Source organism: Corynebacterium coyleae, from assembly GCF_030408635.1.
In the GTDB taxonomy this organism is placed as follows: Bacteria; Actinomycetota; Actinomycetes; order Mycobacteriales; family Mycobacteriaceae; genus Corynebacterium; species Corynebacterium coyleae.
In genome coordinates, this window is record NZ_CP047198.1 from 1,148,336 (window position 1) to 1,174,185 (window position 25,850).

At 60.5% G+C, this 25,850-nt stretch carries 21 protein-coding genes and 2 tRNA genes; 18 read left to right on the forward strand and 5 right to left on the reverse strand.

What is annotated here, in order from left to right:
* Positions 1 to 51 precede the first annotated feature (51 nt).
* The gene (locus CCOY_RS05645; protein WP_092102380.1) at positions 52 to 1,455 is read right to left on the reverse strand and encodes a YkvI family membrane protein; all 1,404 of its coding nucleotides are present in this window, start codon (positions 1,453 to 1,455) and stop codon (positions 52 to 54) included.
* Between the two features lie 158 nt (positions 1,456 to 1,613).
* On the opposite strand from CCOY_RS05645, the gene CCOY_RS05650 reads away from it, so the two are divergent.
* Positions 1,614 to 2,483, forward strand: coding sequence for a DoxX family protein (locus CCOY_RS05650; RefSeq protein WP_070452316.1), 870 nt, complete (start codon positions 1,614 to 1,616; stop codon positions 2,481 to 2,483).
* Positions 2,484 to 2,501: 18 nt separating this feature from the next.
* On the opposite strand, the gene ilvD is transcribed toward CCOY_RS05650, so the two are convergent.
* Together ilvD and CCOY_RS05660 are read right to left on the reverse strand one after the other, a co-directional pair.
* A complete protein-coding gene (gene ilvD, locus CCOY_RS05655; RefSeq protein ID WP_092102383.1) occupies positions 2,502 to 4,340 on the reverse strand; it encodes a dihydroxy-acid dehydratase in 1,839 nt (612 codons plus the stop codon).
* A 3-nt stretch (positions 4,341 to 4,343) separates the two neighbouring features.
* Positions 4,344 to 4,889, reverse strand: a complete 546-nt coding sequence (locus tag CCOY_RS05660; RefSeq protein ID WP_092102386.1) for a PH domain-containing protein — start codon at positions 4,887 to 4,889, stop codon at positions 4,344 to 4,346.
* Between the two features lie 325 nt (positions 4,890 to 5,214).
* Here CCOY_RS05660 and CCOY_RS05665 point away from each other — a divergent pair, with 325 nt between their 5' ends.
* The 3 genes from CCOY_RS05665 to ilvC are packed head-to-tail and all read left to right on the forward strand — an operon-like array spanning position 5,215 to position 8,628.
* A complete protein-coding gene (locus tag CCOY_RS05665) occupies positions 5,215 to 7,014 on the forward strand; it encodes an acetolactate synthase large subunit (protein ID WP_070422977.1) in 1,800 nt (599 codons plus the stop codon).
* 2 nt (positions 7,015 to 7,016) lie between these two features.
* Positions 7,017 to 7,535, forward strand: coding sequence for an acetolactate synthase small subunit (gene ilvN, locus CCOY_RS05670; RefSeq protein ID WP_070422976.1), 519 nt, complete (start codon positions 7,017 to 7,019; stop codon positions 7,533 to 7,535).
* 55 nt (positions 7,536 to 7,590) lie between these two features.
* Entirely contained in the window at positions 7,591 to 8,628 is a 1,038-nt protein-coding gene (gene ilvC / locus CCOY_RS05675; protein ID WP_092102389.1) for a ketol-acid reductoisomerase, read from the forward strand.
* A 134-nt stretch (positions 8,629 to 8,762) separates the two neighbouring features.
* Here the strand turns inward: ilvC and CCOY_RS05680 are convergent, their stop codons facing one another.
* Positions 8,763 to 9,248, reverse strand: coding sequence for a hypothetical protein (locus tag CCOY_RS05680; protein WP_092102392.1), 486 nt, complete (start codon positions 9,246 to 9,248; stop codon positions 8,763 to 8,765).
* Positions 9,249 to 9,494: 246 nt separating this feature from the next.
* On the opposite strand from CCOY_RS05680, the gene CCOY_RS05685 reads away from it, so the two are divergent.
* The 8 genes from CCOY_RS05685 (at position 9,495) to CCOY_RS05720 (ending at position 18,992) form a co-directional block, all read left to right on the forward strand.
* A complete protein-coding gene (locus CCOY_RS05685) occupies positions 9,495 to 10,406 on the forward strand; it encodes a cation diffusion facilitator family transporter (protein ID WP_070423026.1) in 912 nt (303 codons plus the stop codon).
* Positions 10,407 to 10,427: 21 nt separating this feature from the next.
* On the forward strand, positions 10,428 to 12,194 hold the full coding sequence (locus CCOY_RS05690; RefSeq protein ID WP_092102395.1) for a DUF262 domain-containing protein: 1,767 nt from the start codon (positions 10,428 to 10,430) through the stop codon (positions 12,192 to 12,194).
* A gap of 34 nt (positions 12,195 to 12,228) precedes the next feature.
* Positions 12,229 to 13,080 carry a hypothetical protein gene (locus CCOY_RS05695; protein ID WP_070422972.1) on the forward strand — a complete coding sequence of 284 codons (852 nt, stop codon included), beginning with the start codon at positions 12,229 to 12,231 and terminating at the stop codon, positions 13,078 to 13,080.
* A 66-nt stretch (positions 13,081 to 13,146) separates the two neighbouring features.
* Positions 13,147 to 14,163, forward strand: a complete 1,017-nt coding sequence (locus tag CCOY_RS05700) for a 3-isopropylmalate dehydrogenase (protein ID WP_092102398.1) — start codon at positions 13,147 to 13,149, stop codon at positions 14,161 to 14,163.
* Positions 14,164 to 14,173: 10 nt separating this feature from the next.
* Positions 14,174 to 15,667, forward strand: a complete 1,494-nt coding sequence (locus tag CCOY_RS05705) for a cell wall-binding repeat 2 family protein (RefSeq protein ID WP_092102401.1) — start codon at positions 14,174 to 14,176, stop codon at positions 15,665 to 15,667.
* A gap of 50 nt (positions 15,668 to 15,717) precedes the next feature.
* Entirely contained in the window at positions 15,718 to 17,580 is a 1,863-nt protein-coding gene (locus tag CCOY_RS05710) for a DUF294 nucleotidyltransferase-like domain-containing protein (protein WP_092102404.1), read from the forward strand.
* Between the two features lies 1 nt (position 17,581).
* The gene (locus tag CCOY_RS05715; protein ID WP_070820891.1) at positions 17,582 to 18,145 is read left to right on the forward strand and encodes an exonuclease domain-containing protein; all 564 of its coding nucleotides are present in this window, start codon (positions 17,582 to 17,584) and stop codon (positions 18,143 to 18,145) included.
* 55 nt (positions 18,146 to 18,200) lie between these two features.
* On the forward strand, positions 18,201 to 18,992 hold the full coding sequence (locus CCOY_RS05720) for a fumarylacetoacetate hydrolase family protein (protein ID WP_083279509.1): 792 nt from the start codon (positions 18,201 to 18,203) through the stop codon (positions 18,990 to 18,992).
* 26 nt (positions 18,993 to 19,018) lie between these two features.
* Here the strand turns inward: CCOY_RS05720 and CCOY_RS05725 are convergent, their stop codons facing one another.
* Positions 19,019 to 20,158: an isochorismate synthase gene (locus CCOY_RS05725; protein WP_070484227.1), complete on the reverse strand. Its 1,140-nt coding sequence runs from the start codon at positions 20,156 to 20,158 to the stop codon at positions 19,019 to 19,021.
* A 156-nt stretch (positions 20,159 to 20,314) separates the two neighbouring features.
* Here CCOY_RS05725 and CCOY_RS05730 point away from each other — a divergent pair, with 156 nt between their 5' ends.
* The 6 genes from CCOY_RS05730 (at position 20,315) to CCOY_RS05755 (ending at position 25,844) form a co-directional block, all read left to right on the forward strand.
* A complete protein-coding gene (locus tag CCOY_RS05730; RefSeq protein WP_167594518.1) occupies positions 20,315 to 21,319 on the forward strand; it encodes a CE1 family esterase in 1,005 nt (334 codons plus the stop codon).
* 89 nt (positions 21,320 to 21,408) lie between these two features.
* Positions 21,409 to 22,905 (forward strand): glutamate--tRNA ligase, encoded by a 1,497-nt coding sequence (gene gltX, locus CCOY_RS05735; RefSeq protein ID WP_070484224.1) that lies wholly within the window; start codon positions 21,409 to 21,411, stop codon positions 22,903 to 22,905.
* Between the two features lie 177 nt (positions 22,906 to 23,082).
* Positions 23,083 to 23,154: transfer RNA gene (locus tag CCOY_RS05740), tRNA-Gln, on the forward strand.
* Positions 23,155 to 23,184: 30 nt separating this feature from the next.
* Positions 23,185 to 23,257, forward strand: a tRNA-Glu gene (locus CCOY_RS05745).
* A 135-nt stretch (positions 23,258 to 23,392) separates the two neighbouring features.
* The gene (locus CCOY_RS05750) at positions 23,393 to 24,592 is read left to right on the forward strand and encodes an alpha/beta hydrolase (RefSeq protein ID WP_244268719.1); all 1,200 of its coding nucleotides are present in this window, start codon (positions 23,393 to 23,395) and stop codon (positions 24,590 to 24,592) included.
* A 34-nt stretch (positions 24,593 to 24,626) separates the two neighbouring features.
* Positions 24,627 to 25,844, forward strand: coding sequence for an alpha/beta hydrolase (locus tag CCOY_RS05755; protein WP_244268773.1), 1,218 nt, complete (start codon positions 24,627 to 24,629; stop codon positions 25,842 to 25,844).
* The last annotated feature ends 6 nt before the right edge of the window (positions 25,845 to 25,850 follow it).

Below are 25,850 nucleotides of genomic sequence, written 5' to 3' on the forward strand. Positions count from 1 at the left end.
CCCGGCCAGTGTGGTGGATGGCCGGGGCGGGGGAGTCGTCGTCAAGCAGTGCTACTTGTTTTGAGGCTTGACGGCCGGGAACTCGCCAGTCTTGTACATCTCCTCGTAGGACTTCCAGTGGATTTCGTCGCCCGGGGTATCGGGTGCGCCCTCGTAGGACTCAGACTCCGGATCGAGCGCAGGCACGTCCGCGATATCGAATTCGCTGGAAGAGTCCGCGTGCAGATCCGCAGCAACCTCTTCCTGGACGGACTGCCACAGGTCTTGGCCGCCCATGTGGGAATCGCCGGTGAGCTCGTCGACTTCGTTGCGCTCGGCGCGGGTCAGCGGCTCGCCTTCCGGATCGAGCGCGGTCTCGGCAAGCTCTGCAAGACGCTCGCGGCGTCCCGTCTCCTCCTGGATGTTCTTGCGGTCGCGGAACCAAGCCACACCCATAGCAATGCCAAGGGCAAGACCGAGGTAGCCCAGAACTGGGTAAACCCAACCGAGCAGGTCAGCGAAGCCAATGAAGGACAGGGCGTAGCCGACGAGAACCGCCGCGAAGTAGTACGGGCGGAACTTGCCCGGCTTGTCGTGGCTGAGGCGACGACCGCTGGCGTAGAACATGCCGACGGCGGTGTTGTAAATCATCAGGTAGATGACAATGGAGACGAACACGCCCACTGCCGGGTGCATGTTGTCGAAGACCATCAGCAGCGGCATGTCTGCGTCCATCACGTCTGCCATGTTGCAGAACAGAATGAACGTGAGGATCAGCAGCAAAACAGCGAACATAATGCCGCCCAGCAGGCCACCCTTACCGGCCTGTGCAGGGTTCATGTGGGAGCCAGCAAAGACGAGCATCATGGAAACGTCCATGATCATGACCAGGGTTGCGTAGTTCAACGCGGTGATCAGCCAGTTACCAAACGTGCCTGATGCGCTTTGGTTCTGCTGTGCAATCTCGTTGATGTATCCGAAGTCGGACGGGATGTTCGTCAGTGTGATCACAAACGCGGCGAGCAGGCAGATGATCAGCAGCGGCGTGATGAAGGAGAAAACGTTCGTGAGCCTGTCGATGTCAAGAAGACCGGACAGGAGCAGCAGCACAACCATGATGGTCGATCCGGCCCAAGTTGGCAGGCCGAATTGTTGCTCGAGGTTCGCGCCAGCACCGGCGACCATGACGAAGCCGATGCAGAACAGCGTGAACACGGTGGTGATGTCCATGTATTTAGCAATCCACGGACGCGAGACACTCTTGAACACGGCACTGTGGTCATCGGCCATGTAGTAGGAGCCGAGCTGGTAGACCCAGCCACTGAAGATTGCGATCGCGGCACCTGCGATGGCGGCGCCGATGATGCCCTTGTAGCCGAAGGCGAGGAAGTACTGGATGACTTCCTGCCCGGAGGCAAAACCGGCGCCGACAGTCAGGCCCACGAGCGCGAGGGCGACTTTGAGCGTCTTACACATCAATAAACATTCCTTATATAAATCTGCGTAAAAAGTTTAGAACGGGTTGTAGGGTAACACCATTACACGGGCTTGGCTAACTAGGTTTGTTGACATCGGTGCAGCGCACCCCGGCGAGTTGACAAATCACAGCGAAGTTTTCGCCTAAGTTGTAGGCCATGGCTAAAAATCCACGCGATCTCACACCCGACGATCTGAACAACCTGGAAAACGTCGCTGACGTGCCCGAATACAAGGGGGATGCTGCGACGGAGATTTTTCCGCAGACTTCCCAGACGGGCGACGAGGTGCGCCTGAGTGCCGATAAGGCAGCACAAGCCTCTGCGCCGTCCGCAGGCTCTACTGCGGTCCCCTCGGCGTCTGCATACTCATCCGACCCGGCACCGGTGACATCCGCGTTCATCCGTGAATCTGAAACCATCGCACCGGCAGCCCCCGCAACCTATGCGGAGGAGCCGGTCGAGCCGGTTGCGGTGGATCCGGCACCGGTTGCAGTAGAGGAGGAAGACGCCCGCCGTGGCACGACTGATTTCGGCTTGCTGCTGCTGCGTCTGTTCCTCGGCGCGTACCTGATTATTGATTCCGTCGCAGTGTTCTTCCGACTCGGCGGCAACGACGGTATCGCCGGCCTAGAAAATGCATTCGCCAACTACCCGTACGGCAACGGCCTGGCTGTTGTTGTTCCCACCCTCGAACTCACGGCCGGCGTGTTCTTGGTCCTTGGTCTGCTCGGACCGATTGCGGCAGCTGTGGCGATCGCCGTCACCGGTTTTTTGGCGCTGCACGCATTCAACGGTCAGACGGACGGCTTCAACGTCTTCGCCTGGACGCCGGAAACGTGGGTGCCGGTCATGCTGCTGGCAGTGTCGCTCGCAGTGCAGTTCACCGGTCCGGGCCGCTACGGTATCGACGCCTCGCGCGGTTGGGCGAAGCGTCCGCTGGCATCGTCCTGGATCTGCGCCATTGTGGGTCTTGCCGCAGCAGGTGCGGCGTGGTGGTTCGGCACCGGGATTAACCCGTTTGCCTAAACCACACGCACGCTGCGTTTAGTCCACTTGGCGGACGGCGCCCTTGTCGGCGCTGGTTGCCATCTTGGCGTATGCACGCAAAGCCTTCGAAACCTCACGGACACGGTTCGGTGTCCAGGGGTTGTCGGAGGCTTCCATAGCTTCACGGCGCTTTTCCAACTCTGCTTCCGGCACATCCAGCTTCAGTTCGCGGTTGGACACGGAGATGGCGATGGTGTCGCCGTTTTCGATGAGGCCGATCAGGCCGCCTGCGGCAGCTTCGGGGGAGATGTGGCCAATGGACAGACCGGAGGTGCCTCCGGAGAAGCGACCGTCGGTGATCAGTGCGCACTTCTTGCCCAGGCCAGCGCCTTTGAGGAATGACGTCGGGTGGAGCATTTCCTGCATGCCCGGTCCACCTGCTGGACCCTCGTAGCGGATGACCACAACCTCGCCTTCGAGCACCTCGCGGTTGAGGATCATGGACACAGCTTGCTCTTGCGAATCGACGACGCGTGCTGGACCGGTGAACTCCCACAAGCCTTCTTCGACGCCTGCGGTTTTCAGGATGGCGCCGTCCGGGGCTAGGTTGCCGCGCAAGACGACAAGGCCGCCGTCGGAGGTAAACGGGTGCTCGACGTCGTGGATGACGCCATTTTTCGCATCCGTATCCAGGCTTTCCCAGCGCGCGCTTTGTGAGAATGCCTTCGTGGTGCGCTCACCGCCCGGTGCGGCGTGGAAGAGCTCGAGCGCTTCCTCGGTAGCGCTTCCGCCGCGGATGTCCCAGTCTGCGAGCCATTGGCTTAGCGACGAGTACGTGATCGAATGCACATCATCATGCAGCAATCCAGCGCGGTGGAGCTCACCCAGGATGGCTGGGATGCCACCTGCGCGATGGACATCCTCGACGTGTGCCTCACCGTTCGGGGCAACCTTGGACAGGCAGGGGATCTTGTGTGACAGATCGTCGATATCTGCCAGGTCGAAGTCGATTTCACCTTCTTGGGCTGCGGCCAGGATGTGCAGGATGGTGTTGGTGGAACCACCCATTGCCATGTCGAGCGCCATGGCGTTGCGGAATGCATGGACGTTGGCCACGTTGCGGGGCAGGACGGATTCGTCGCCCTGGCCGTAGTAGCGCTCGCAAAGGTCCATGATGGTCTGGCCAGCGCGCTCGAAGAGTTCGCGGCGTGCGGTGTGGGTTGCCAGGGTGGTGCCGTTGCCCGGCAGTGACAAGCCAAGTGCTTCGGTGAGGCAGTTCATGGAATTAGCGGTGAACATGCCGGAGCAGGAACCACAGGTGGGGCAGGCGTTGTTGGCGATACTGTCGAGCTCGTCGTCGCTGACGTCGTTGTTAGCGGAAAGCGCGATGGCGTCGATGAGGTCGGACTTCGGCTTAGTCACACCGCCGACAGAAAACGCCTTGCCGGCCTCCATCGGGCCACCGGAGACAAAGACGGCGGGGATGTTCAGACGCATTGCGGCGTTGAGCATGCCTGGTGTGATCTTGTCGCAGTTGGAGATACACACCATGGCATCCACGGTGTGGGCGTTGACCATGTACTCCACCGAGTCGGTGATGATCTCGCGCGAGGGCAACGAATACAGCATGCCGGAGTGGCCCATGGCGATGCCGTCGTCGACCGCGATGGTGTTGAACTCCTTGGGTACGCCGCCTGCGGCGCGGACAGCGTCGGCCACGATGTCACCAACAAGTTTCAGGTGAACGTGGCCAGGCACGAACTGCGTGTAGGAGTTCACGATGGCAACGATGGGTTTGCCAAACTCGTGCTCGCCGGTGCCTGTAGCGCGCCACAGGGCGCGGGCTCCGGCTGCTTGGCGGCCAACGGTGGTGACACGTGAGCGAAGGGGGATCACGGTTTACTCCTTAGGTTCGTTCGCGGACGGGCGAGGTCCCGGCAGATCGGGGTGTTCTGCGAGGTAGGCATCGTATTCCTCGCGGGTAAGCAGGATGCGGTCGCCGTCTTTATCAATGATTTCGTACTTGCCGTCTGCTGCTTGCTCGGCGGATGCAATGACGTCTGTAATTCGTCCTCCGGATGCCTCGGCGAGCGCGGGCAATGAGTTGAACGTTACGCCAGGCAGGGGATACTCGGTGCCGTTTTTTGCAGCGACGCGTGCGGAAGTTCCCTTGAAAGCGATGCCGGCCAGGTCTTCCCAAGGAAGAAAGGTATTTTTGCGAACGAGGTAACGGGTTTTAATTCCTTTGTTATCCACTGTGGTGGAGGAGCAGAGTACCCATGCGAGCCACACAATGGGGATAAGAAGGAGCCAAATGAGATATTTCGGCGCCCACATGATGCCCATGAGTGCGATGCCGGTTGCGAGCACGATGGCGAGGATGTGCTCACGGGTTGGTTTAAACACTTTTTGGGTGGTCGGGGGCGTTCCCTGTGTGGCTGTCATACCCCGGCATGCTAGTCATGTTGATGCCGGGGGAAGTAACGGGATGCGCCGGGGTGTCGTCGATACGCGTGATTTCTGTGAATAAAAATGCGCGAGGGGTGGGCTGGCTCACTATTGTCATGTACGTGATCAATCAGCGACTTGTAATTATTGTACCCACGCGGCGCTTGCCGTAGCGGGTTCGTTTTACACGCCGCAGACACAAGCGCCCTCGAGAGCAAACGCTCACCGGGGGCTTTTATTTTTAGGTAATTCGAACACAAGGAGTGCAACGGTGGCAGGTTCACAACCATCCCCGTCGACGGAGAGCAATGGACCGGAGCGGATGAAAGGCGCGGACGCGGTCGTTCGCAGCCTGGAGGAGCTTGGCACGGAAATTGTGTTCGGCCTTCCGGGTGGCGCGGTGCTTCCGCTTTACGACGCCCTGTATCGGGCAACGAAACTACGCCACGTGTTGGTGCGCCACGAGCAAGGTGCGGGCCATGCAGCAGAGGGATACGCGGTGGCCTCGGGAAGGGTCGGCGTTTGCATTGCTACGTCTGGTCCCGGTGCGACGAACTTGGTAACACCGATCGCGGACGCTTACCTGGACTCGGTGCCGATGGTGGCGATCACGGGCCAGGTTGGCTCGTCGCTTTTGGGTACCGATGCGTTCCAGGAGGCGGACATCCGCGGCATCACGATGCCGATTACAAAGCACAACTTCATGGTGACCGACCCGGAGCAGATCCCGTTCGCGCTTGCGGCGGCGTTTCATATTGCCTCGACCGGCCGTCCAGGCCCAGTGCTCGTGGACATCCCGAAGGATGTGCAGAACGCGGAGATTGAGTTTAAGTGGCCGCCGAAGATCGATTTGGCTGGCTACAAGCCGAACACGAAGCCGCACAACCGTCAGATTGCCCAGGCAGCGAAGCTGATTTCTCAGGCGAAGCGTCCGGTGCTTTACATCGGTGGCGGTGTTGTGAAGGCGAATGCGAACAAGCAGCTGCTCGAGTTTGTTGAGGCGACCGGGATCCCTGTGGCTACGACTTTGATGGCGCTCGGAGCGTTCCCGCAGTCGCACCCGCTGTACCTGGGTATGCCGGGTATGCACGGTTCGGTACCGGCAGTGGGTTCCTTCCAGGAATCCGACTTGCTCATCGCTGTTGGCACGCGTTTCGACGACCGCGTGACCGGCGATACCGATACGTTTGCGCCGCACGCCAAGGTCATTCACGCTGACATCGACCCTGCAGAGGTGGGCAAGATCCGCGCGGTGGACGTCCCAATCGTTGGCGATGCTAAGCGTGTGCTGTCGGAACTGACCGATTACTTTGAGGAATCCGGAAAGACCAAGGCGCCGTCAATCGAGCCGTGGATTGAGCGTCTGCAGGATCTGAAGCGTCGTTTCCCGCGCGGTTATGACAAGAACGAGGACGGCACGCTCGCTCCGCAGTTTGTGATCGAGACGCTGTCCAAGGCCGCTGGGCCGGACGCGATTTACTGCTCTGGTGTGGGTCAGCACCAGATGTGGTCTGCGCAGTTTGTGGACTTTGAAACGCCGCGCCACTGGATCAACTCTGGTGGTGCTGGCACGATGGGCTTTTCCATTCCGGCTGCGCTCGGTGCGAAGGCAGCGCACCCGGATGCAGAGGTGTGGGCGATCGACGGCGATGGTTGTTTCCAGATGACCAACCAGGAGATCACCACCGCTGCGCTCGAAGGCTTTCCGATCAAGGTTGCACTGATTAATAACGGCAACCTGGGCATGGTGCGTCAGTGGCAGACGTTGTTCTACGACGGCAATTACTCTCACACGAAGTTGGGTGGGGAAACATACGTTCCGGACTTTGTGCAGTTGTCGGAGGCGCTCGGCGCGGTTGCGTTCCGGGTGTCGAAGGAAGAAGACGTGCTGCCGACGATCCAACGTGCGCGTGAGATCAACGATCGCCCGGTGGTCATTGAGTTCATCGTGGGCGAGGACGCGCAGGTGTGGCCGATGATCTCTGCGGGCTCGTCGAATAGTGACATTGAGTATGCGCGCGGAATGCGCCCGTTCTTCGATGATGAGGAGTCGGCTGCGGAGTCGCCGCAGGCAATCAGCGAGGCCATCGAGACCGCTGCGGCGGAGCAGGAAGGGAACTAACAATGACACAACCAGATGCAATCACTCGCCACACGCTTTCAGTGCTGGTTGAGGACGTTGACGGAATTATCACCCGTGTTACCGCCCTGTTTACCCGTCGCGGGTACAACCTGGTCTCGCTCGTTTCGGCGAAGACGTCGAAAGAGGGCGTGAACCGGTTGACGGTGGTGGTCGATGCAACGGAGCGTTCTGTCGAGCAGATCGTCAAACAGCTCTACAAGCTGATCCAGGTGCTTAAGGTGCAGCAGCTTGACGACGACACCACGGTCGGCCGCCAGCTGCTGCTGGTCAAGGTCAACGCGGACAATCAAACACGTCCGCAGGTGGTGGACGCTGCCAACCTGTTCCGAGCGCGCGTGATCGATGTTGCGGTGGACTCTGTTGTTATTGAGGCCACCGGTGAGTCACCGAAGTTGAAGGCGTTTTTGGACGTCATGGATACGTTCGGTATCCGCGAGCTTGCCCGATCAGGCACGGTAGCGCTGACGCGTGGCGCTAAAACTTTGGCTCCATTGGACTAAAAACACCCACAAACTGAGGCGGCTGTGTCATAATGTGAAACGCCCGTCTCACAGAATGAAGAAAGAAGCGAGAACTATGGCTATTGAAGTGCTTTACGACCAAGACGCAGACCTGTCCCTGATCCAGGGCAAGAAGGTTGCAATCATCGGCTACGGCTCCCAGGGTCACGCGCACGCTCAGAACCTGCGCGAGTCCGGCGTCGAGGTGGTTGTTGGCCTTCGCGACGGCTCCAAGTCCGCAGAAAAGGCCCGCGAGGCCGGCTTTGATGTGAAGACGAATGCTGAGGCAGCTGCATGGGCTGACGTGATCATGCTGCTCGCCCCGGATACCTCCCAGGCCAAGATCTTCGAAGAGGACATCGAGCCGAACCTGAAGGACGGCGACGCCCTGTTCTTCGGCCATGGTCTGAACATCCATTTCGGCCTGATCAAGCCGGCAGACAACATCACCGTCGGCATGGTTGCCCCGAAGGGTCCGGGCCACCTGGTGCGTCGCACCTTCGCCGACGGCAAGGGTGTGCCTTGCCTGATCGCCGTGGAGCAGGATCCGCAGGGCAACGGCCGTGAGCTTGCGCTGTCCTACGCTGCCGCAATCGGTGGCGCACGCGCTGGCGTTATCCCGACCACCTTCGAGGCCGAGACTGTCACCGACCTGTTCGGTGAGCAGGCAGTGCTCTGTGGTGGCCTCGAGGACCTGATCATGACCGGCTTCGACGTCTTGGTCGAGGCTGGCTACGAGCCGGAGATGGCGTATTTCGAGTGCCTCCACGAGATGAAGCTGATCGTCGACCTGATCTATGAAGGCGGCATTGCCAACATGAACTACTCCGTGTCTGACACGGCAGAGTTTGGCGGTTACCTCTCTGGTCCGCGTGTCATCGACGCCTCGGCGAAGAATCGTATGCGCGACATCCTGAAGGATATCCAGGACGGCACCTTTACCAAGCGCCTCGTCGCCAACGTTGAGGGTGGCAACAAGGAGCTCGAGGGTCTGCGCGACAAGGTTGCACAGCACCCGATTGAGAAGACCGGTGCAGAGCTTCGCGACATGATGAGCTGGGTGAAGAACCCGCTTACCGACACTGCCCGCTAATTCGGTAGGTAAACGTAGCCCTCGGATCAATGTGATTCGAGGGCTTTGTCGTGTTGCTCCCGCACAAGCCCGCACGGCAGAGCAAACCCCGCGCCCGGAGAGTGGGTGCGGGGTAGTCGGATCGCGCCGAATAATTAGTTGGTGGCCGGTGCGTCAGCCGGAGCCTCCTCCTGGGCGCCTTCCGGTGCGATGGAGTCGATGACCTCCTCGACGACGTTTGTCGTTTCGGACGCGGTAGCGTCGGCCTCGTTGGCGTCAGTGTTGGCGTCCTCAGCGGCGTCCTCGGCCGGTGCGGTTTCGGTAACGGTGCCGTCTTCGACCGTGGTGGTCTCGTTAACAACCTCGGTGGCTGCAGTCGTGGTGGAGGTGTCTACGGTGGCGTCGCCCTCGGTGTCGTCGCCGGTAAACAGGTTCCACAGCAAGGCCAAAAGCAGGAGTGCTGCCAGAATGCCCAGGAGCCACTTCCACCATCCGCCGCCACCGTTATCGTCGTCAGTCACTGCAGTGGAGCCAGCAGCCGGACGCGCCGGTGCGGTGGTCGAAGCCTCAGGGGTAGTGCGCTCGACGCGAACATCCTCGGTCGGGTCGTTCGGGTTTTGATTCGGGTTCGGGGTAGTCATTTGCTAATTCCTTTCGTTATTACTTATCCGCGCCGCTCGGGGCGGATTCATGGTGAACCGCCCGTGACGTGCTCGGATATGCGAACGGTCGCCCACTGTAACAAAGTATGACGATTTGGCTCGGCAGGATTTCGCCCCGGGGAGGCGCGAAGGATTCGTTTCTCCTCGTGAGCGCTGCGGAAAGCATCCCGGCAGCGATTTTCAATAAATTGTCATTAACGTGTTGGTGTTCCTATGGTTGTCGTTATGCACAACCATTCAGATCACGCTCATCATGATCATGCTCATGGCGCACGTGTTGACGCGCCGACGAAAGCGATCGGCGCCGCACTTGCCGTTACCGCAACGGTCTTCGTCGCGGAGTTGGTCGGAGGTGTGATTTCGGGATCGGTCGCGCTGCTTGCGGATGCGATGCACATGTTGTCGGACGCGGCCGGGCTGATCATTGCGATGGCGGCGGTGCTCGTCGGTAAGCGTGCAGCCACGTCATACGCGACCTACGGCTACCGCCGTGTCGAGGTGCTCGCGGCGATGATTAATGCCGCGACAGTGCTGGCAGTCTCCGTCTGGATTGCAATCGAGGCCCTGCGCAGGCTGCGTGATCCAGCCCCGATTGATACGGGTCCGATGATGATCATCGCCGCGATCGGCCTTGCGGCGAACGCGTTGTCGGCGTGGATTTTGTACTCCCAGCAAAAGGAGTCGATCAACGTACGCGGTGCATACCTCCACGTGTTGGTGGATATGTTCGGGTCTATCGCCGTGCTGGGGGCCGGCGCAATTGTCGCGTTGACCGGCTTTACTGCGGCTGACCCCATTGCGTCGTTGCTGATCGCGGGCCTGATTGTTCCTCGTGCGTGGAAACTCATGGCGGAGTCGGTGGGTGTGATGCTGGAGCGTGTGCCCGAAGGGTTTGACGCCGAGGAAGTCGAGGCTGAGTTACGTGCACTGCCTGGGGTGAGGGATTTGCATGACCTGCACTTGTGGTCGCTTGACGGGGTGTCGGTGATTGCAACGGTTCACATTGTGGCGGCGGAAGGAGAAGACCGCGATCAGTTGCTGGATCGGGTTCAGGCGGAGTTGCACCGGCTGGGTGTGGAGCATGCGACAGTGCAAATTGAGCTGCCAGAGCACATCGAGCACGAGACGGTGTGCTGATTCTGTCCTACGCTAAGGCATATGGGCTTTACTACGCCGAGCTATTCGCTCAAGGATCTATTTTCCCGCGCTGAGCGCGGCGAGCTGCAGCTGCCTGATTTTCAGCGCTCATACCTGTGGGACGTGGATCGGGTGCGCACGTTGGTCACCTCCGTGCTGCGTGGCTACCCGGTCGGTTCTTTCCTCGCGCTCGATACTCGCAACGCGGAGCAGCGTTTTAAACCACGCCCGCTTGAGGGGGTGAATGTTGCTGGAGTGGAACCGGGCCTGTTGCTTCTCGACGGCCAACAGCGCCTCACGTCGCTCTTTCACGCATTTAAGGGTGATGGGGAGGTGAGCACGGTGGACTATCTTGGGCGACCGATTTCCCGGAAGTTCATGGTGGACGTACGAGCGGCGGTGGCACACACGCCGATGCCGGTGGAAGCCGTGTTTGCTGTCGATGGGGAAGGGAATGTCCGATCCCACTTTGGGCCGGACATTCCAGGTGGCATCCGAAATCGCGATGACATGATCGAGCACGCTGTGATGCCGGTTTCGATGTTGCTCTGGAAAGAGGGCAACGATCTCCTCGTCGATATGGCGGCACATGCACAACACGACGAGGTGCGTATTGCCGTGAAGCGATTTATCAATGCGGTGATGCGTGAGCTGCCTGCGTACGACATTCCAATGATCCGCCTGGACCGCGATACTGCACAAGAGGGAGTGGGGCAGATCTTTGCGTTTGCTAACTCGGCAGGTGTGCAGATGGATGTGTTCGAGCTCCTTACCGCGACATATGCAACCCAAGACCCGACGTTCGACTTGGCTAGCCACTGGGAAGAACTCGCAGCCCAGTTTGATTGCTATGACGTGCTCAAGGGCATCGGCCGTGTGGAATTCCTGCGTGCACTGTCACTGTTGCTGACCAGTCGGCAGGGGCCTGCTTTGGGCCACCGTGGTGACATCCTCAACATCACGATCGAGGATTACCGTGCACATGCCGATGAGATGGCCCGCGGGTTCGTTGCGGTCGCCCAGTTCCTGCAGGAGCGACGTATCGTCGCTGCGGATCAAGTCCCTTACCCTGCGCAACTCATCCCGCTCGCGGTTATGCTTGCGCGCCTGGCCGAACGTCCCGAACTTGCAGGAAAGAAGGAAGTCGGTGACAGGCTCAACCGTTGGTTCTGGTGCGGCGTGTTCGGTGAGCTTTATGCCGCGCACGCGCCGACAATCCGCATCGGCGTAGACGTCTCTGAAGTCATCCCGTGGGTCTGCGGAGAGACCGACGCCGAGCCACGTACGGTCGCCGATGCACGTTTCCACGAATCCCGTCTCTATACCGCAACCGCGGACAGTGGGATCTACCGTGGGCTGTATTCGTTACTGATGGCACGCGGCGCGCGTGACTGGCGCACTGGAGAGCACTTCGACAAATCCACAGTGGCCGAACTGAAACCTCGCTTCGGCCAGATCTTCCCGTGGGAGTACCTGCGCGAATTCGGTGTCGACGAGCAGCTGGCCGACAGCGTGCTCAACCGCACGCCGATGGGCCGTCGTACCGAGGTCGTCATTGAGCAAAACGAGCCGAAACGCTACCTGCCCAGGCTGCAGTCCAAGTCGCTGCTTGACGACGATGACTTTGACGCCCTGCTCGAAAGCCACGAAGTCGACCCAGAAGCACTGCTGACATCTAACTGGGAGCGATTTATCGCTGATCGTCGTGAACGGTTCATCGGCATGATTGAATACGCGATGGACCGCAACGTTCTCAGCGACGAAGGATTGTGCGACGACGCAGAATAGGAACAGCACAGGGGAGAGACACGAAGGAGGACCGGTGAAGCATTCCGGGTACGCATCGCTTGCCGTGCTATCGGCGGGCGTACTGCTCGCCGCATGCACTCCGGATGTCCAACTTGGCCCTTACGATCGCGCCCGTAGCGTCAACGTCGCAGGGCATGTCTCCAAAACGTTTGAGCCTCACCCGGTGGTGCTCGACGACCCACTTGGCATGGAAACCGCGAAGTTGTTCTTCCCGCGCTCCGAAACGCTCGTGCTTTCCGACGACACCCCGGAGGCGCAACTTCGCGCAGCCTCCATCGCAGTGACCGCACATGCCCCGATGATGGTCTACGACGGAGCACGCCACGCCGAATACGTCTCCATGATCGCCGACATGCACACGGTGACCGTCTTAACTGTCGGTGATGTCGCTATGGCTCCCGCATCTGGTGCAGTACGTATCCGACGCGACCCCGGTGGGATGCGCGCGCTCGGCGAGATGACTTCGCTGCGCTTCGTTGAACGCACTATCGATGACCCTGCTGACAGTGCCCGCGCAGTCGCCGAACTCAACGGTAGCGATCCCACTTGGCTACGTGCTACCTGGGCAGATCCCGTGGCTAAACCCGGCGCCCAAGCGCAACCGTTTCCCGTCCAATCGCGCCGGGATGCGCATATGTCGCCGAAGGTGGTGGCCACGTGGCAGTCGTCGATACCCGCGATTGCGAATGCGAGGAGTTACGGTGCCGCGGTGGAGATCGTGCCGCTGCCGGACCCGCGGAAAGCGGAAGCGACGTTGTTCGCCATGGCGGGGCTTTCTGATAAGTCGCTTATTGCGCTGGGGGCGCAATTCGGCTCGAGTGAGGAGTTGGCGTTTCGTATCCGTCAGTCGGAGCGGAATCGTTAAACCCAAGCGCTAAGGAGTGCTAATGTGGGCGCCAGAGTCTACACAGTGAGAAAGGTGTCCCAGAATATGAAAATCGCGGTGATTGCTGGCGACGGTATCGGCCAAGAAGTTATGGCGGAGGGGCTCAAGGTCCTCAATGCTGTGCGCGATGACGTCGAGACCACCGAATATGACCTCGGAGCGCGCCGCTACCTGCGCAACGGCGAGCTGCTGACGGACGAGGACTTGGAAAGCCTCGCCGAACACGATGCGATTCTGCTCGGCGCGATCGGCGACCCGGCGCGCGTGCCTGCGGGTGTGCTCGAGCGCGGCCTGCTGCTGCCGCTGCGTTTCAAGTTGGACCATTACGTTAATCTGCGGCCGTCGAAGCTCTACCCATCGTCGACGAGCCCGCTCGCAAACCCTGGTGAGATCGACTTTGTTGTGGTCCGTGAAGGTACCGAGGGGCTCTATGCTGGTAACGGCGGTACCTTGCGTCAGGGCACTCCGCACGAAGTTGCTTCCGAGGTTTCTCAGAACACGTATTTCGGCGCTGAGCGTGTTGCTCGGTACGCGTTTGAGTTGGCAATGACGCGCCGCAAGAAGGTCACGCTCGGGCACAAGACCAACGTGCTGGTCAACGCAGGTGGCTTGTGGCAGCGCGTGGTCGACGAGTTGTCGCAGGAGTTCCCGGAGGTCGAGGTGGACTACAACCACATCGATGCTGCAACGATTTACATGGTGCAGGACCCGTCGCGCTACGACGTGATTGTCACCGACAACCTTTTCGGCGACATCCTGACTGACCTGGCAGGTGCGGTTGCGGGCGGTGTGGGGCTGGCGTGCTCCGGCAACATCAATGCTGCTCGTGAGTTCCCATCCATGTTCGAACCGGTGCACGGCTCTGCACCGGATATCGCGGGCCAGGGGATTGCTGATCCCACGGCAATGATTCTGTCTGTGGCGATGATGCTGCGCTTCCTTGGCGACGACACCAACGCCGCCCGCATCGAAGAAGCAGTCGAGCGCGACGTGACCCAACGTGGAGACACGCCGGTGCGTACCACCGAGGTAGGTGAGCGCATCGTCGACGCCCTCGCGTAGGGTCGAGCGCATGGTTTCTTCCCGGAAGATCACACGTGCGTCCCTTGCCATTTTCTGTGCTTCTGCGCTTGCCCTGACTGGCTGCGGCGCAGGCGACGGAGGACTCGGTGGGGGCTCTCAGTCCGATGCTGGCGCCAAGAACGCCCTTGCCACCGATGGTGACGAGGTGGTTCAGGACGCCGACGGCACGGGTGTGGAAGTCTCGCAGCGCTTCTTCGAGTCGTCGGACACGGTGGTGGTCTCCGCGAAGGATCGCGATCAGCAGCTTCGGGCTGCCGCGATTGCAGTGGAACTAGGTGCGCCGCTTCTGGTGCGCCTCGATGGCACCGACGCCGCGATTGATGCTGAGGTTGAACGCCTTGGCGCGTCCCGGGTAATTGAGGTTCCGGGCGATGACGACGCGGTAGCAGCGACTGAACCGGTCGTAGCCGAGCGTGCCGAAGAAGATGTGGCGGCGATTACGGCACTCGAGGCAAAGAACCCGCGTGACTTGCAGATGCCGCCAGTGTTTGCCACGGCGGTTTCCTCGCGTGCGTCGGTGGCCACAGCTCGCGCAGCAGGTGCGGATGTGCAGGTGTTGGCGGCTGCGGACCCGCGGGCGTCGTCGCAAAGCATGCGCGATGTTATGGAACAGGACGTGCTCGCGCTTGGCCGCCAGTGGGGCTCGAACGAGAACTTCCGTGCGCGTGCAGCACTCGCCGCCAATGGTGAACTGCCTGGTGGCGGCGGACTGGTGTTCCCAGGCCGGCGCATGATTGCGCTCTACGGCCATCCGTACGGCCCAGAGCTCGGAGTGATGGGGGAGCAGGACCCTGCCGCAGCAGTTGAACTGGCGAAGCAATACGCCTCCTGGTACGAGCCGCTGGAGAATCAGCCGATCATTCCTGCCTTCGAGGTCATTGCATCGGTGGCATCGGAATTCCCGGGCGATGACGGTAACTACTCCAACGAGACGCCGATGGAAGATATCGCCCCGTATGTGGATGCCATCGTGGACGCAGGTGGTTACGCCGTAATCGACCTGCAGCCGGGCCAAGGCAACTTCTTGGAGCAGGCGAAAATCTACGAGGAGCTGCTCAAGCAGCCGAACGTTGGCTTGGCACTTGATGCGGAATGGAAGCTAAACCCTGGTGAGCAGCCGCTTTCGCGTATCGGTAGCGCAACCGCAGCCGAAATCAATGAGGTCGCCGACTGGCTTGCAGCGCTTGTCCGCGACAACAACCTGCCACAGAAGGCATTGATTCTGCACCAGTTCCAGGTTGGAATGTACCCGGACCGCGAAAACATTGTCACCGGGCAGCCGGAACTGGCATGGATCCTTCACGCGGACGGTCATGGGCTGCCGGAGCAGAAGTTCGACACGTGGAACATCCTGCGTCAGGGGTTGGACCCGAATTACTTCATGGCGTGGAAGAACTTTATCGACGAGGATTCTCCCATGTTTACTCCGGAGCAGACCTATGCCGACGTGAATCCTCGCCCGTGGTTTGTGAGCTACCAGTAGTTTTCCAAAAATTCGCCGTGTGGGGGTCGTGCTCACGCTAGGCTTCGGGCATGAGCGTGGAATTGGACGAGGTCTACGGCTTCCTGGCCCAGCACGAGCCGTTTTCAAGCCTCCCTGAAGAGAAGATCCGGGCCCTGCCCGCACAGATGGGGATCACCTATGTGCGCCGCGGTCAAGTCGTTGTGGATCTCGGCCAGCCCAACGACACGCTGTACATCATTCGCTCGGGTGCGATTGACATCGTCAGCGATGACAACTTGCTGCTGGACCGTCGAGATACAGGCCTGAACTTCGGCTACTCCACGCTGGTAGGTCCGCGGGAATCGCAGTATGTGATGGAAGCGGTGGAAGACAGCGTGTTGCTCATGCTGCCGCGCGAGGTGTTCACAGGCCTGCTTGATGCGCATCCTGAGCTGCACAGGTTCTTTGAGTTGGCGTCTCGTCGTCTCAAAGTAGCAGCGGAGGAGGTGCGTGATGGGGGGACGGCGAGTGTGCTGCGTACGCCCATTGCGCATATTGTCGACGGCCGCCCTGCCGTCACCTGTGACGCAACTGCATCAATCGCGCACGCTGCCGCTGTGATGAACGAGCACGATGCGAGTTGCCTCGTCGTCGTCGGAGGTGAGCAGATCGGCATCCTCACAGACAAGGACATGCGTTCTCGCGTTGTCGCAGCGCAAGTGGACCCGTCACGGCCTATTGCACATGTGATGTCCTCACCAGTGCGCACCATCCCGGAAACAGCGTTGGTGTTCGAGGCGATGCTCGCGATGAGCGAGTTGGGGATCCACCACCTGCCGGTTGAAGGCGCCGGAGGTGTGTGCGGTGTGCTGACCTCATTCGACATCATGCGCCTGCTGCAAGCAGACCCGATCTACTTGGCAGCAGATGTGCAGCAGAGTACGTATGAGGAACTTGAGGGAGCCTATGACGCGGCGGCAAACGTGGCTGTGCGGTTCTTTGAGCGAGGCGCGTCCGCTGCTGAGACACAGCGCCTGCTGACATCGATTGCGGATTCCATCGCTCGCCGCCTGGGAGAGCTAGCGGAGGAGAAGCTGGGGCCAGCACCGGTGCCGTACGCCTTTGTCGCGGTAGGCAGTCAGGCTCGCGCGGAGATGGGGCCAGCCTCCGACCAAGACAACGCGTTGGTCCTCGCGGACAGTTACGACGAAGAACCCCATGGGGAGTACTTCGCCGCGCTGACACAGTTTGTCTGCGAGGGTCTCGCGCATGCCGGTCAGGCGTTATGCCCGGGGGAGATGATGGCGTCGAACCCAAAGTGGCGCATGACGCAGTCGCAGTGGTCGCGCATGTTCCACACTTGGGTCACTGCACCTGATCCGAACGCGTTGCTGCACGCGCAGGTATTTTTCGATTTCCGCGCGATCTTCGGCTCAGGCGAGGGGTGGCGCTCGCTGGCTGATGAGGTGCATGAGGCGGCGTTGTCGTCGGCGCGCGGGTCGCGCCGTCTACATACACACTTGGCAGCTCTGGCTACGTTCCGAGAGCCTCCAGTGGGCTTTTTCCGTGGCTTCGTGCTTGAGCGCGACGGCGAGTATGCGAACACGCTAGACATCAAACGCGGTGGTACTGCCGCTGTGGTGCAGATGGCTCGGTTGTACTCCATCGTGGCCGGTGTCAGTGCGGTGGATACGCCTACACGCCTGCGTGCCTCTGCCGGCGAGGCGGTATCGACGAAGGGAGCGTCGGATCTGGCAGACGCTTACGAGTACCTTTCGGACCTTGTCATGAAACACCAGTCGCAGCAGGTGCGCGCCGGGGAGGAGCCGAACTACCGCATTGATCCGAAGCAGTTGCAATCCCTGGATCGGGCCGCGTTGCGCGATGCGTTCGGTGTGATCAAGTCGCTGCAGAACGCGCTGGCGTCGAAGTACCCGACGCGGGCGGTGTGAGATGTTCTTTCGACCGAAAGCGCGGGTGCTTAACGACGACGCCCTGCTGGCCGTCGACGTCGAAACCACCGGACTCAAGCCGGAGAAGCATGAGATGGTCTCCATCGGTTGGGTTCCCGTCGACGGGCGTGTGATCGATCTATCACAGGCACAGTACTTTGTGCTAGCAGGCGCCCAAGTTGGCGATACTGTGACGCTTCACGGGGTGACTGACGACGATATTGCGAACAAAGGCGTCGCCGCTGCCGAAGTACTCGACGCGTTTGATCGTGCCCTTGAAGGACGCAAGTTGTTGGCCCACTTTGCGCAGATGGAGCTAGGTTTTGTCGCAAAGCTGCAAAAAGATGTCAGGGGCAAGCGATGGGGCCTGCGCGAGAGCGAGGTAGTGGATACCTTCGCGATGGAGCGGCGACACATGGAGCGCATGGGTACGTATCCACGTGGCGAGGACCTCAGGCTTGCGCGCGTGCGACAGCGCTACAATTTGCCCGACTACGCGAACCACAACGCGCTTACCGACGCGATTGCGTGCGCGGAGTTGTACCTGGCGCTGAGCGCGCAGTAGACGTCAGTGAATCCCAAATGCGCCACAATGGCAGTGGGGTTGTATGCTCGATCACATGCGTTTTGGACGAATTGCAACACCTGAAGGAATGACGTTCGCCGTTATCGACGATGCGGGAACGACCGCGAAGGCGATCAAGGGCACGCCGTTTAGTGCGCCGGAGTACACCGGCAAAGAATACGACCTTGACCAGGTGAGGTTGCTTGCACCGACGCTACCGTCGAAGATCGTCGCTGTGGGACGCAACTACGCGGACCACGTAGCTGAGGTGTTCAAGCAATCCGCCGAGCACCTGCCGCCGACAATCTTTATCAAGCCGTCGACCGCCGTGATTGGCCCTGGTGCCGCTATTAAGATCCCGGAGTTCGCCACAGGCGTCGAGTTTGAGGGCGAGCTGGCGCTCGTCGTTGGCGTTCCATGCAAAAACGTCAAGGCTGAGGACTGGAAGTCTGTGATCCGTGGCGTGACCATCATCAACGATGTCTCCTCGCGTGACCTCCAGTTCGCGGACGGTCAGTGGGCGCGCGCCAAGGGCATGGACACCTTCGGTCCGCTCGGTCCTTGGATTGAGACGGACCTGGATAAGTTCGACTTTGCCAACCTGCCGATCAAGGCGCACCACACCCACGACGGTAAAACGGAGACCAAGCAGGACTCCAACTCGAACCAGATGATCAAGTCGGTTGGAGAGATGGTGGAGTGGGTCTCCCAGTCCTTTACTCTGCTGCCGGGCGATGTCATTGCAACCGGTTCGCCGGCGGGTACCGCAGAGATGGTTCCGGGCGACTACATCGAGGTTGAGATCCCAGGTATCGGCAAACTGGGCAACCCCGTCGAGCGCGCCTAGAACGCAGGCTCGCTTTTGGGCCGTGTTTACAGGCCCAGCGCGCGCATGATCGTGCGCAGTTTGGCTGAAGTCTCGTCGAGTTCGGCCTGTGGGTCGGAGTCTGCGGTGAGCCCGCCACCGGCCCAGGCGCGGGCGTGTGTGCCGTCGCCGTTGACCTCCGCACAACGGATGGCAACCATGTATTCGCCATCACCTGCGGCATCGGTATATCCGACCGCGCCGGCGTAGAAACCGCGATCCGATTCGGCGGTGGTAATCAGGGCTTCTGCGGCGGCGGGTGGGGTGCCGCACACAGCAGGGGTGGGGTAGAGACGCATTGCCAGATCCAGCGCTGTTGGTGCCGGTTCCTTCAACGTGCCGCTAATCGGTGTGGCAAGGTGCCACATCTCGCTGGTCTTTTCTAGGATTGGGCGCTCTGAAATCTGCAGGTCAGAGCAAAGTGGCTCGAGGACCTCGCGGATGTGCTCGACAACGAAGCGGTGTTCGTCGAAATCCTTTTGCGACGACGCCAGTGCCTCCGCTGCGGCGCGGTCCGCCGCCGGATCGTGCGGTACACGTGCTGCCGAACCTGCAAGGGGATAGGAGGTCACCTTGTTGCCACGGCGGCGCACCAGGACTTCGGGGGAGGAGCCGACTAGGAAATGTCCCGTGCGGCCAGATGGGGTGAGGTCCGCGATGAAACCGTCGTGCGTGTAGGACAGATCGATCAGCCTGGCCGCGACGAGGCGTGGATCAACGGGCGGGTCGAAGGCGATGTCTACCGCACGGGCAAGCACAACCTTGTCCAACAGGGAGTTGCGGATAGTACCCACTGCGGCCTCAACGCGTCGAAGATGTTCCTCGGGGGAAGGGTCGACGTCGATAAGCGTTGCGTGAAGGCGAGAACCTGCGCCAATCCGGTAATACGGGTGCGGCTCTAGCGGGCCTGGCTCCCGAATGATGTGCTCTGGCACAGTGAGCGCCGCTGGGCAGTCCTGGTCAAAGGGGAGCGCACCTACAACCATTTCCACCTCGCCGCGCTCTAGCGCGTTGTTCGCTTCCCAGGCGTCGCTAAACGTGCGGGTGGCGCCTTGAGTGCGGACCGATCCTTCTGCGCGCGAAAGGAGAAAATCGGGCGCAGTGTCGGGGCGGCCGGATGGAGGGCCGGCAAGCGGGTTGACGGACATGGGCAAACACTCTAACCGGCGGCGTGCAAAAAGGTGCGGTCGGATCAGTTGCTTCGGATATACCCCAGATTTATTGTTGCCTGTGTGAAAAATGGTAACAATGTGGCAGTTGGTGCGAAACGGGTTGGGCGGATCCGTAAAGCACTGGCAGGAAGCGTGGCAACGCTCATGATCGCCGCTGGGGTGGTCACTCCTGTCCCTGCACAGGCGCAAGACTTGTCTTCGCAGGCGAATCAGGCAGTTACAAACGCGGTCAACCAGGCAAATGCTGAGTGGAACAAGTTTGTCCAGATGGCCAACGACTCCCTGCCGCAAGGCTCATCGTTGCCGATCAACCCAGTTCCCGCCCCGCAAATTCCCGCGCCGAATCTCCCCGGTGCGTGGGCGCCCCAAGCGCCGGCGCCGGTGGCGAACGGGGCCAACGGCGAGGTCCGTGTAGCGGGACGAAGCTACCTCGTCTGGGTGCCGCGAGGGTACAACCCTGCACGTCCCACCCCGGTGATGGTGGGGTACTCCGCATATCAGGATTCCACGGAGAATTTTCGTAACTATTCACGCCTGCGTGAATCATCTGTCGGCCGCGACGCGATCATCGTTTACCCGCGCGCGATCGGAGCATCGTGGGAGGGATCCGCAACCGCAGCGACACGTCCAGGCCAAGACATCGCCTTTGTCCGCGCAATGATCAACGACGTCCAGCGCTACTACAACATCGATCGACGCCGGATCTACGCCACCGGCATGTCCACCGGTGGCGGCATGGCCGCAGTCTCCGCCTGCCACATGGCGGACTTGTTTGCTGGCGTTGCTGGCGTGTCCGGCGCGTACTACGCCCCGGTGAACCGTGGCTGCCAGAACCTGCCGGTCGCGTTCATGGCCATTCACGGCACCAACGACACACTCACCCCGTACCACGGCACTACTCGACGAGGCCAGCAAGTGCTGCCGGTGCCGGAGCTGTTTAAATCCTACGAGCGCCGCAACGGGTGCTTCGGGGGAGTCGATTCGCGCCCGGCAGGCAACAATGCGACTCGGGTGTCGTCGCGAAACTGCCGCAAGGGCGTGGAAGTGATCAAGGTGCATGGCTTGAACCACTTCTGGTGGTACTCGCCGTCTGCAGCAGACGAAATGTGGCGCTTCCTCATGCGCAACCCGAAGTAACGCGATATGTTGCTGGATCCTGGGCGGTGAGCGCCGGGGGTGGTTGGGCGTCGACAAGCGCAATGCATATGGCGCGCTACGATTGCCCCATGACTGAAAACCCCAATATGCGCGTTCGCTTTTGCCCGTCGCCGACCGGAACCCCACACGTGGGCATGGTCCGCACCGCCCTGTTCAACTGGGCGCAAGCCAAGCACTCCGGAGGCAAGTTCGTGTTCCGTATCGAGGACACGGATGCCGCCCGTGACTCCGAGGAGAGCTACCAGGCGATTATTGAGTCGCTCGAGTGGCTCGGCCTTGGCTGGGATGAAGGTATCAACGTCGGTGGCCCGCACGAGCCGTACCGTCAGTCGCAGCGCTCTGACATCTACGCCGATGTGCTGAACAAGCTCATCGAGGCCGGCGAGGTCTACCCGGCGTACTCCACCAACGAAGAGGTCCAGGAGCGTCACAAGGCCGCAGGCCGCGACCCGCAGCTGGGCTACGACAACTTTGACCGTGACCTCACCCAGGAACAGATTGACGCCTTTGAGGCCGAAGGCCGCAAGCCGGTCTGGCGCCTTCGCATGCCGGACCAGGATTGGACCTGGAACGACCTTGTGCGCGGTGAGGTCACCTTCAAGTCCGAAACCCAGCCAGACTACGTTGTCGCCCGCTCGAACGGCGCACCGCTGTACACGCTGGTCAACCCTGTTGACGACGCACTCATGGGTATTACCCACGTCCTGCGCGGTGAGGACCTGCTGTCCTCCACGCCACGTCAGCTCGCGCTTTACGAGGCGCTGAAGCGTATCGGTATTACGGATTTCACCCCCGAGTTCGGCCACCTGCCGTTCGTGATGGGCCAGGGCAACAAGAAGCTTTCCAAGCGTGACCCGGAATCCAACCTGTTTAACCACCGCGACAACGGCATCATCCCAGAAGGCATGATCAACTACCTCGCGCTGCTGGGCTGGTCGCTTTCTGCGGATCAGGACATCTTCTCTGTCGACGAGTTTGTCAAGGCCTTCGACGTCTCGGACGTGCTGGGTAACCCGGCCCGCTTCGACCAGAAGAAGCTTGAAGCAATCAACGCCGACCACATTCGCCTGCTTGAGCCGGAAGACTTCCGAAACCGCCTGCGCGAGTACTTCACCGAGTACACCGACTTCCCAGCGGATTACCCGGAAGACAAGTTCACCATTGCGGCGGATCTCGTGCAGACCCGTATCAAGGTGCTCTCCGATGCGTACGACCTGCTGAAGTTCCTTGTCATCGCGGACGATGACTTGGTGCTGGACGAGAAGAGTGCAAAGAAGAACCTCAAAGACACCGCCGTCGAGCCTTTGGATGCCGGTATTGCAGCGCTTGAGGCGATCGGTGAGGGGGAGTGGACCACCGAGAACATCGAAGCAGCGCTGAACAAGGCGCTGATCGAGGACCTCGAGCTCAAGCCGCGTGTCGCATTCGGTGCCCTGCGCGTGGGCACCACTGGTGCCGCGGTGTCCCCGCCGCTGTTCGAGTCCATGGACCTGCTTGGCCGTGAGTCCACGCTGAAGCGTCTCAAGGCTGCCCGCGCCGTTACGCCGTACCAGGCTGCAGAGTAGGAGCGCTACGGAGTAGGAACTACAACGCTGTTGTTTTCGTACGTTTAGGCCACCGCGTTTCTATGCGGTGGCCTGCGGATTTGGTACACATAGCGATTCATGGTTATAGTACTCCATGTTGTTCAGGCAGACAGCGCGGAACGGAAACGGAAAGCGCAGGTCAGGACTGAAAAACAATGGCCTATGGTGTAATTGGCAACACTACGGTTTCTGGTACCGTCATTCTAGGTTCGAGTCCTGGTAGGCCAGCTGCAGAGCAATTGCGTTCTGTGTCCTAATGCCCCGTTCGTCTAGCGGCCTAGGACGTCGCCCTCTCACGGCGGTAACACGGGTTCAAATCCCGTACGGGGTACAAGAAGAAAACCTCCGATCTGGTTCGCCAGGTCGGAGGTTTTCGCGTTCGAGTCTTCCCGGCAGGTACCTTGTGTCTATGTTGTGGTTGTTGCCGTCGTTTTTAAGTGGCAGAGCGCGTCAAACTGGCTCAAGCGTGATCGACGCGCTCAGCGTTCCAGTAGCGGCGTCTAGCTTGTTTTCCACGATTCCGTTGCTTGCGGTGCCGGCACTGTTTCTCACGACGCTCGGCGGGGGAGTATTCGGCTCGTCCATGTACGAAGGCTCCAGCGTCGGCGGCTCATCCGGAGGGTCCAGTTCGTACCAGCTGAGCGATACGTTCCCAGACCCGGACGCGCGTCCGGCCGAGTTGAAGTCCCTAACGCACATCGAAAACGACGTCTACGAGGTCGTCGTCTATTCGCACGCCATGGGCAAAGAAGTGAAAAACGAGGTGATTCTTCCCGGCGGTCCTGACAACGACACCCCGCGCCCGACCTTTTACCTTCTTATGGGGGCCGACGGTGCCGCGAACGGATGGTCGTGGCGTAATTCTTCGGACTACCAGGAGTTTTTCCAGGACAAGTTGGTCAACGTGGTTACACCGATTGGGTCGGTGTCCTCGATGCAGGCTGACTGGTATCGCGAAGATAAAGCAACAGGGCGAAACAAGTGGCTGACATACCTGACCAAAGAGCTGCCGCCGCTTATCGACGAGCACTTCCACGGCACCGGCCACGACGCCATCGCCGGCATTTCCATGTCCGGAGGGCCCGCGCTGAACATCGCGTCCATCGCGCCGGAGCGCTTTGCCGCCGCGGCCTCCTACTCGGGGTGCCCGGCCACAACCGGGATGCTGGGGGACACCTACGTGCGTGAAGCGCTGAAGATGAATGGCGCTGATCCGAAGAAGATGTGGGGCATGTCGAGCGACCCGGCCTGGCGGGCGCATTCGCCGGTGTTGAACCTGGATGCATTGCGGGACACTGCGCTGTTTATCGCCGCTGCCCAGGGGGTACCTGGCGCGATCGATGCGTCGAAGACATCATCGGAGCGCATTGGCCCGCCTGTGACCATTGAGGCGGCATCCTATGCGTGCTCTGCCTATTTCGCCGACAAAGCCAAGCGGGCAGGCTTGGATGTGGAGTGGTACCCACAGGTGGAGGGCACACATAGTTGGGGGCTTTTTGAAAAGTCCATGCGTGAGAGCTGGCGCGTTATCGGTCCGGCGTTGAATGTGGAGCCGTTTGAGCGCGAAACACCGGTGACAAAGTCGCCGCTGCCAAGCGAAGCGCCACAACCTTTGGGGCAGCGCGGCTCGTCAGGCTCGTCAGAATCGTCAGGGTCGAGTTCGTGACAGCTGTTGGGCTACAGTTTGGCGTGTGAAACCAATGATTCGTCGCGGTGTGGCCCTGTGTGCAGCCACTACGTCAGTGAGCTTGCTCGTCGCCACGCCAGCACCGGCGGTGGAATCACGTGAGAGCCTTGGGCTCGTCGAAAAGCAAGAAGCACCTGGATGGACGGGATCATCGCTGATCAACGGCTTCCGTCAGATTGGGCCGGATACTCCGCCGCTAGCAATACCGATCATCCTGATCGGCGCGATGATGAGCGGTATTTTCGGCCACCTGCTGTTCGGACGCTTTGTGTTCGAGGGCAGCTCCCGGGCGGCACAGTCACTTGGCTCGAGCACGGTGGTGGACCAAACGTTCCCGGATTCGGACGCGCCGCCTGCGCAGTTCCGCAAACTGGAGCACTTGCAGGACAACGTGTGGGTGCTCACTGTCTACTCGCCATCGATGCGCCGGGAGATTGAAAACGAACTCATCTTGCCGGAAGGCGGTCCTGAGAACACCGATCCGCGCCCGACGTTCTACCTTCTGGGCGGCGCAGGTGGTGGAATGGTGACCCCGTGGTGGAAAGATGGTCGCGCTTCTGAGTTCTTCGCAGACAAGCACATCAATGTGGTCACTCCGCGCGGCTCTATCGGCTCGCAGCAGGCCGACTGGGCTGGAACGCACGACAAGCACGGCAGTTACAAGTGGACGACGTATCTGACCAAGGAGCTGCCGCCGCTTATCGACGAGCACTTCCACGGCACCGGCCGCGACGCCATCGCAGGCCTTTCGATGTCCGGTGGGCCAGCCCTGCACATCGCCACCTTGGAAGACAGGTTTGTCGCTGCGGGAACATATTCCTCCTGCCCGTCGACAACTGGGCTTGTCGGACAGGCCTTCGCCAGCGGCACCGTGCGCATTAATAAGGGCGACCCAGCACAGATGTGGGGCAGCTCCTGGGATCCGGCGTGGGCCGCCCACTCGCCCGTGCGCAATGTTCAGGGGCTCAAGGGGAAGAAGATTTTTCTGTCGGCCTCACGTGGTTTGCCGTCGGAGCTTGACGTTGAGGTCGTCGATTCGCCCGAGCCACTTCTTGTGCCTGATGAGCAACTCGCGTATGCGTGTTCGCTGCACTTCATCGCAGAGGCACGACGCAATGGCATCGACCCGGATTGGTACGAGTTCAAGGAAGGGACGCACAACTTCGGCTTGTTCCGACGTGAGTTAGTGGCAAGTTGGGACACGCTCGGACCAGCGCTTGGTGTGGAGTAGTTTTTA

Excerpts from the sequence above, each read along its gene's own strand:
- CCOY_RS05645 (WP_092102380.1), bottom strand. The coding sequence starts at position 1,455 with ATGTGTAAGACGCTCAAAGTCGCCCTCGCGCTCGTGGGCCTGACTGTC.
- CCOY_RS05650 (WP_070452316.1), top strand. The coding sequence starts at position 1,614 with ATGGCTAAAAATCCACGCGATCTCACACCCGACGATCTGAACAACCTG.
- CCOY_RS05660 (WP_092102386.1), bottom strand. The coding sequence starts at position 4,889 with ATGACAGCCACACAGGGAACGCCCCCGACCACCCAAAAAGTGTTTAAA.
- CCOY_RS05665 (WP_070422977.1), top strand. The coding sequence starts at position 5,215 with ATGAAAGGCGCGGACGCGGTCGTTCGCAGCCTGGAGGAGCTTGGCACG.
- ilvN (WP_070422976.1), top strand. The coding sequence starts at position 7,017 with ATGACACAACCAGATGCAATCACTCGCCACACGCTTTCAGTGCTGGTT.
- ilvC (WP_092102389.1), top strand. The coding sequence starts at position 7,591 with ATGAAGAAAGAAGCGAGAACTATGGCTATTGAAGTGCTTTACGACCAA.
- CCOY_RS05680 (WP_092102392.1), bottom strand. The coding sequence starts at position 9,248 with ATGACTACCCCGAACCCGAATCAAAACCCGAACGACCCGACCGAGGAT.
- CCOY_RS05685 (WP_070423026.1), top strand. The coding sequence starts at position 9,495 with ATGCACAACCATTCAGATCACGCTCATCATGATCATGCTCATGGCGCA.
- CCOY_RS05690 (WP_092102395.1), top strand. The coding sequence starts at position 10,428 with ATGGGCTTTACTACGCCGAGCTATTCGCTCAAGGATCTATTTTCCCGC.
- CCOY_RS05700 (WP_092102398.1), top strand. The coding sequence starts at position 13,147 with ATGAAAATCGCGGTGATTGCTGGCGACGGTATCGGCCAAGAAGTTATG.
- CCOY_RS05705 (WP_092102401.1), top strand. The coding sequence starts at position 14,174 with ATGGTTTCTTCCCGGAAGATCACACGTGCGTCCCTTGCCATTTTCTGT.
- CCOY_RS05710 (WP_092102404.1), top strand. The coding sequence starts at position 15,718 with ATGAGCGTGGAATTGGACGAGGTCTACGGCTTCCTGGCCCAGCACGAG.
- CCOY_RS05715 (WP_070820891.1), top strand. The coding sequence starts at position 17,582 with ATGTTCTTTCGACCGAAAGCGCGGGTGCTTAACGACGACGCCCTGCTG.
- CCOY_RS05720 (WP_083279509.1), top strand. The coding sequence starts at position 18,201 with ATGCGTTTTGGACGAATTGCAACACCTGAAGGAATGACGTTCGCCGTT.
- CCOY_RS05725 (WP_070484227.1), bottom strand. The coding sequence starts at position 20,158 with ATGTCCGTCAACCCGCTTGCCGGCCCTCCATCCGGCCGCCCCGACACT.
- gltX (WP_070484224.1), top strand. The coding sequence starts at position 21,409 with ATGACTGAAAACCCCAATATGCGCGTTCGCTTTTGCCCGTCGCCGACC.
- CCOY_RS05755 (WP_244268773.1), top strand. The coding sequence starts at position 24,627 with ATGATTCGTCGCGGTGTGGCCCTGTGTGCAGCCACTACGTCAGTGAGC.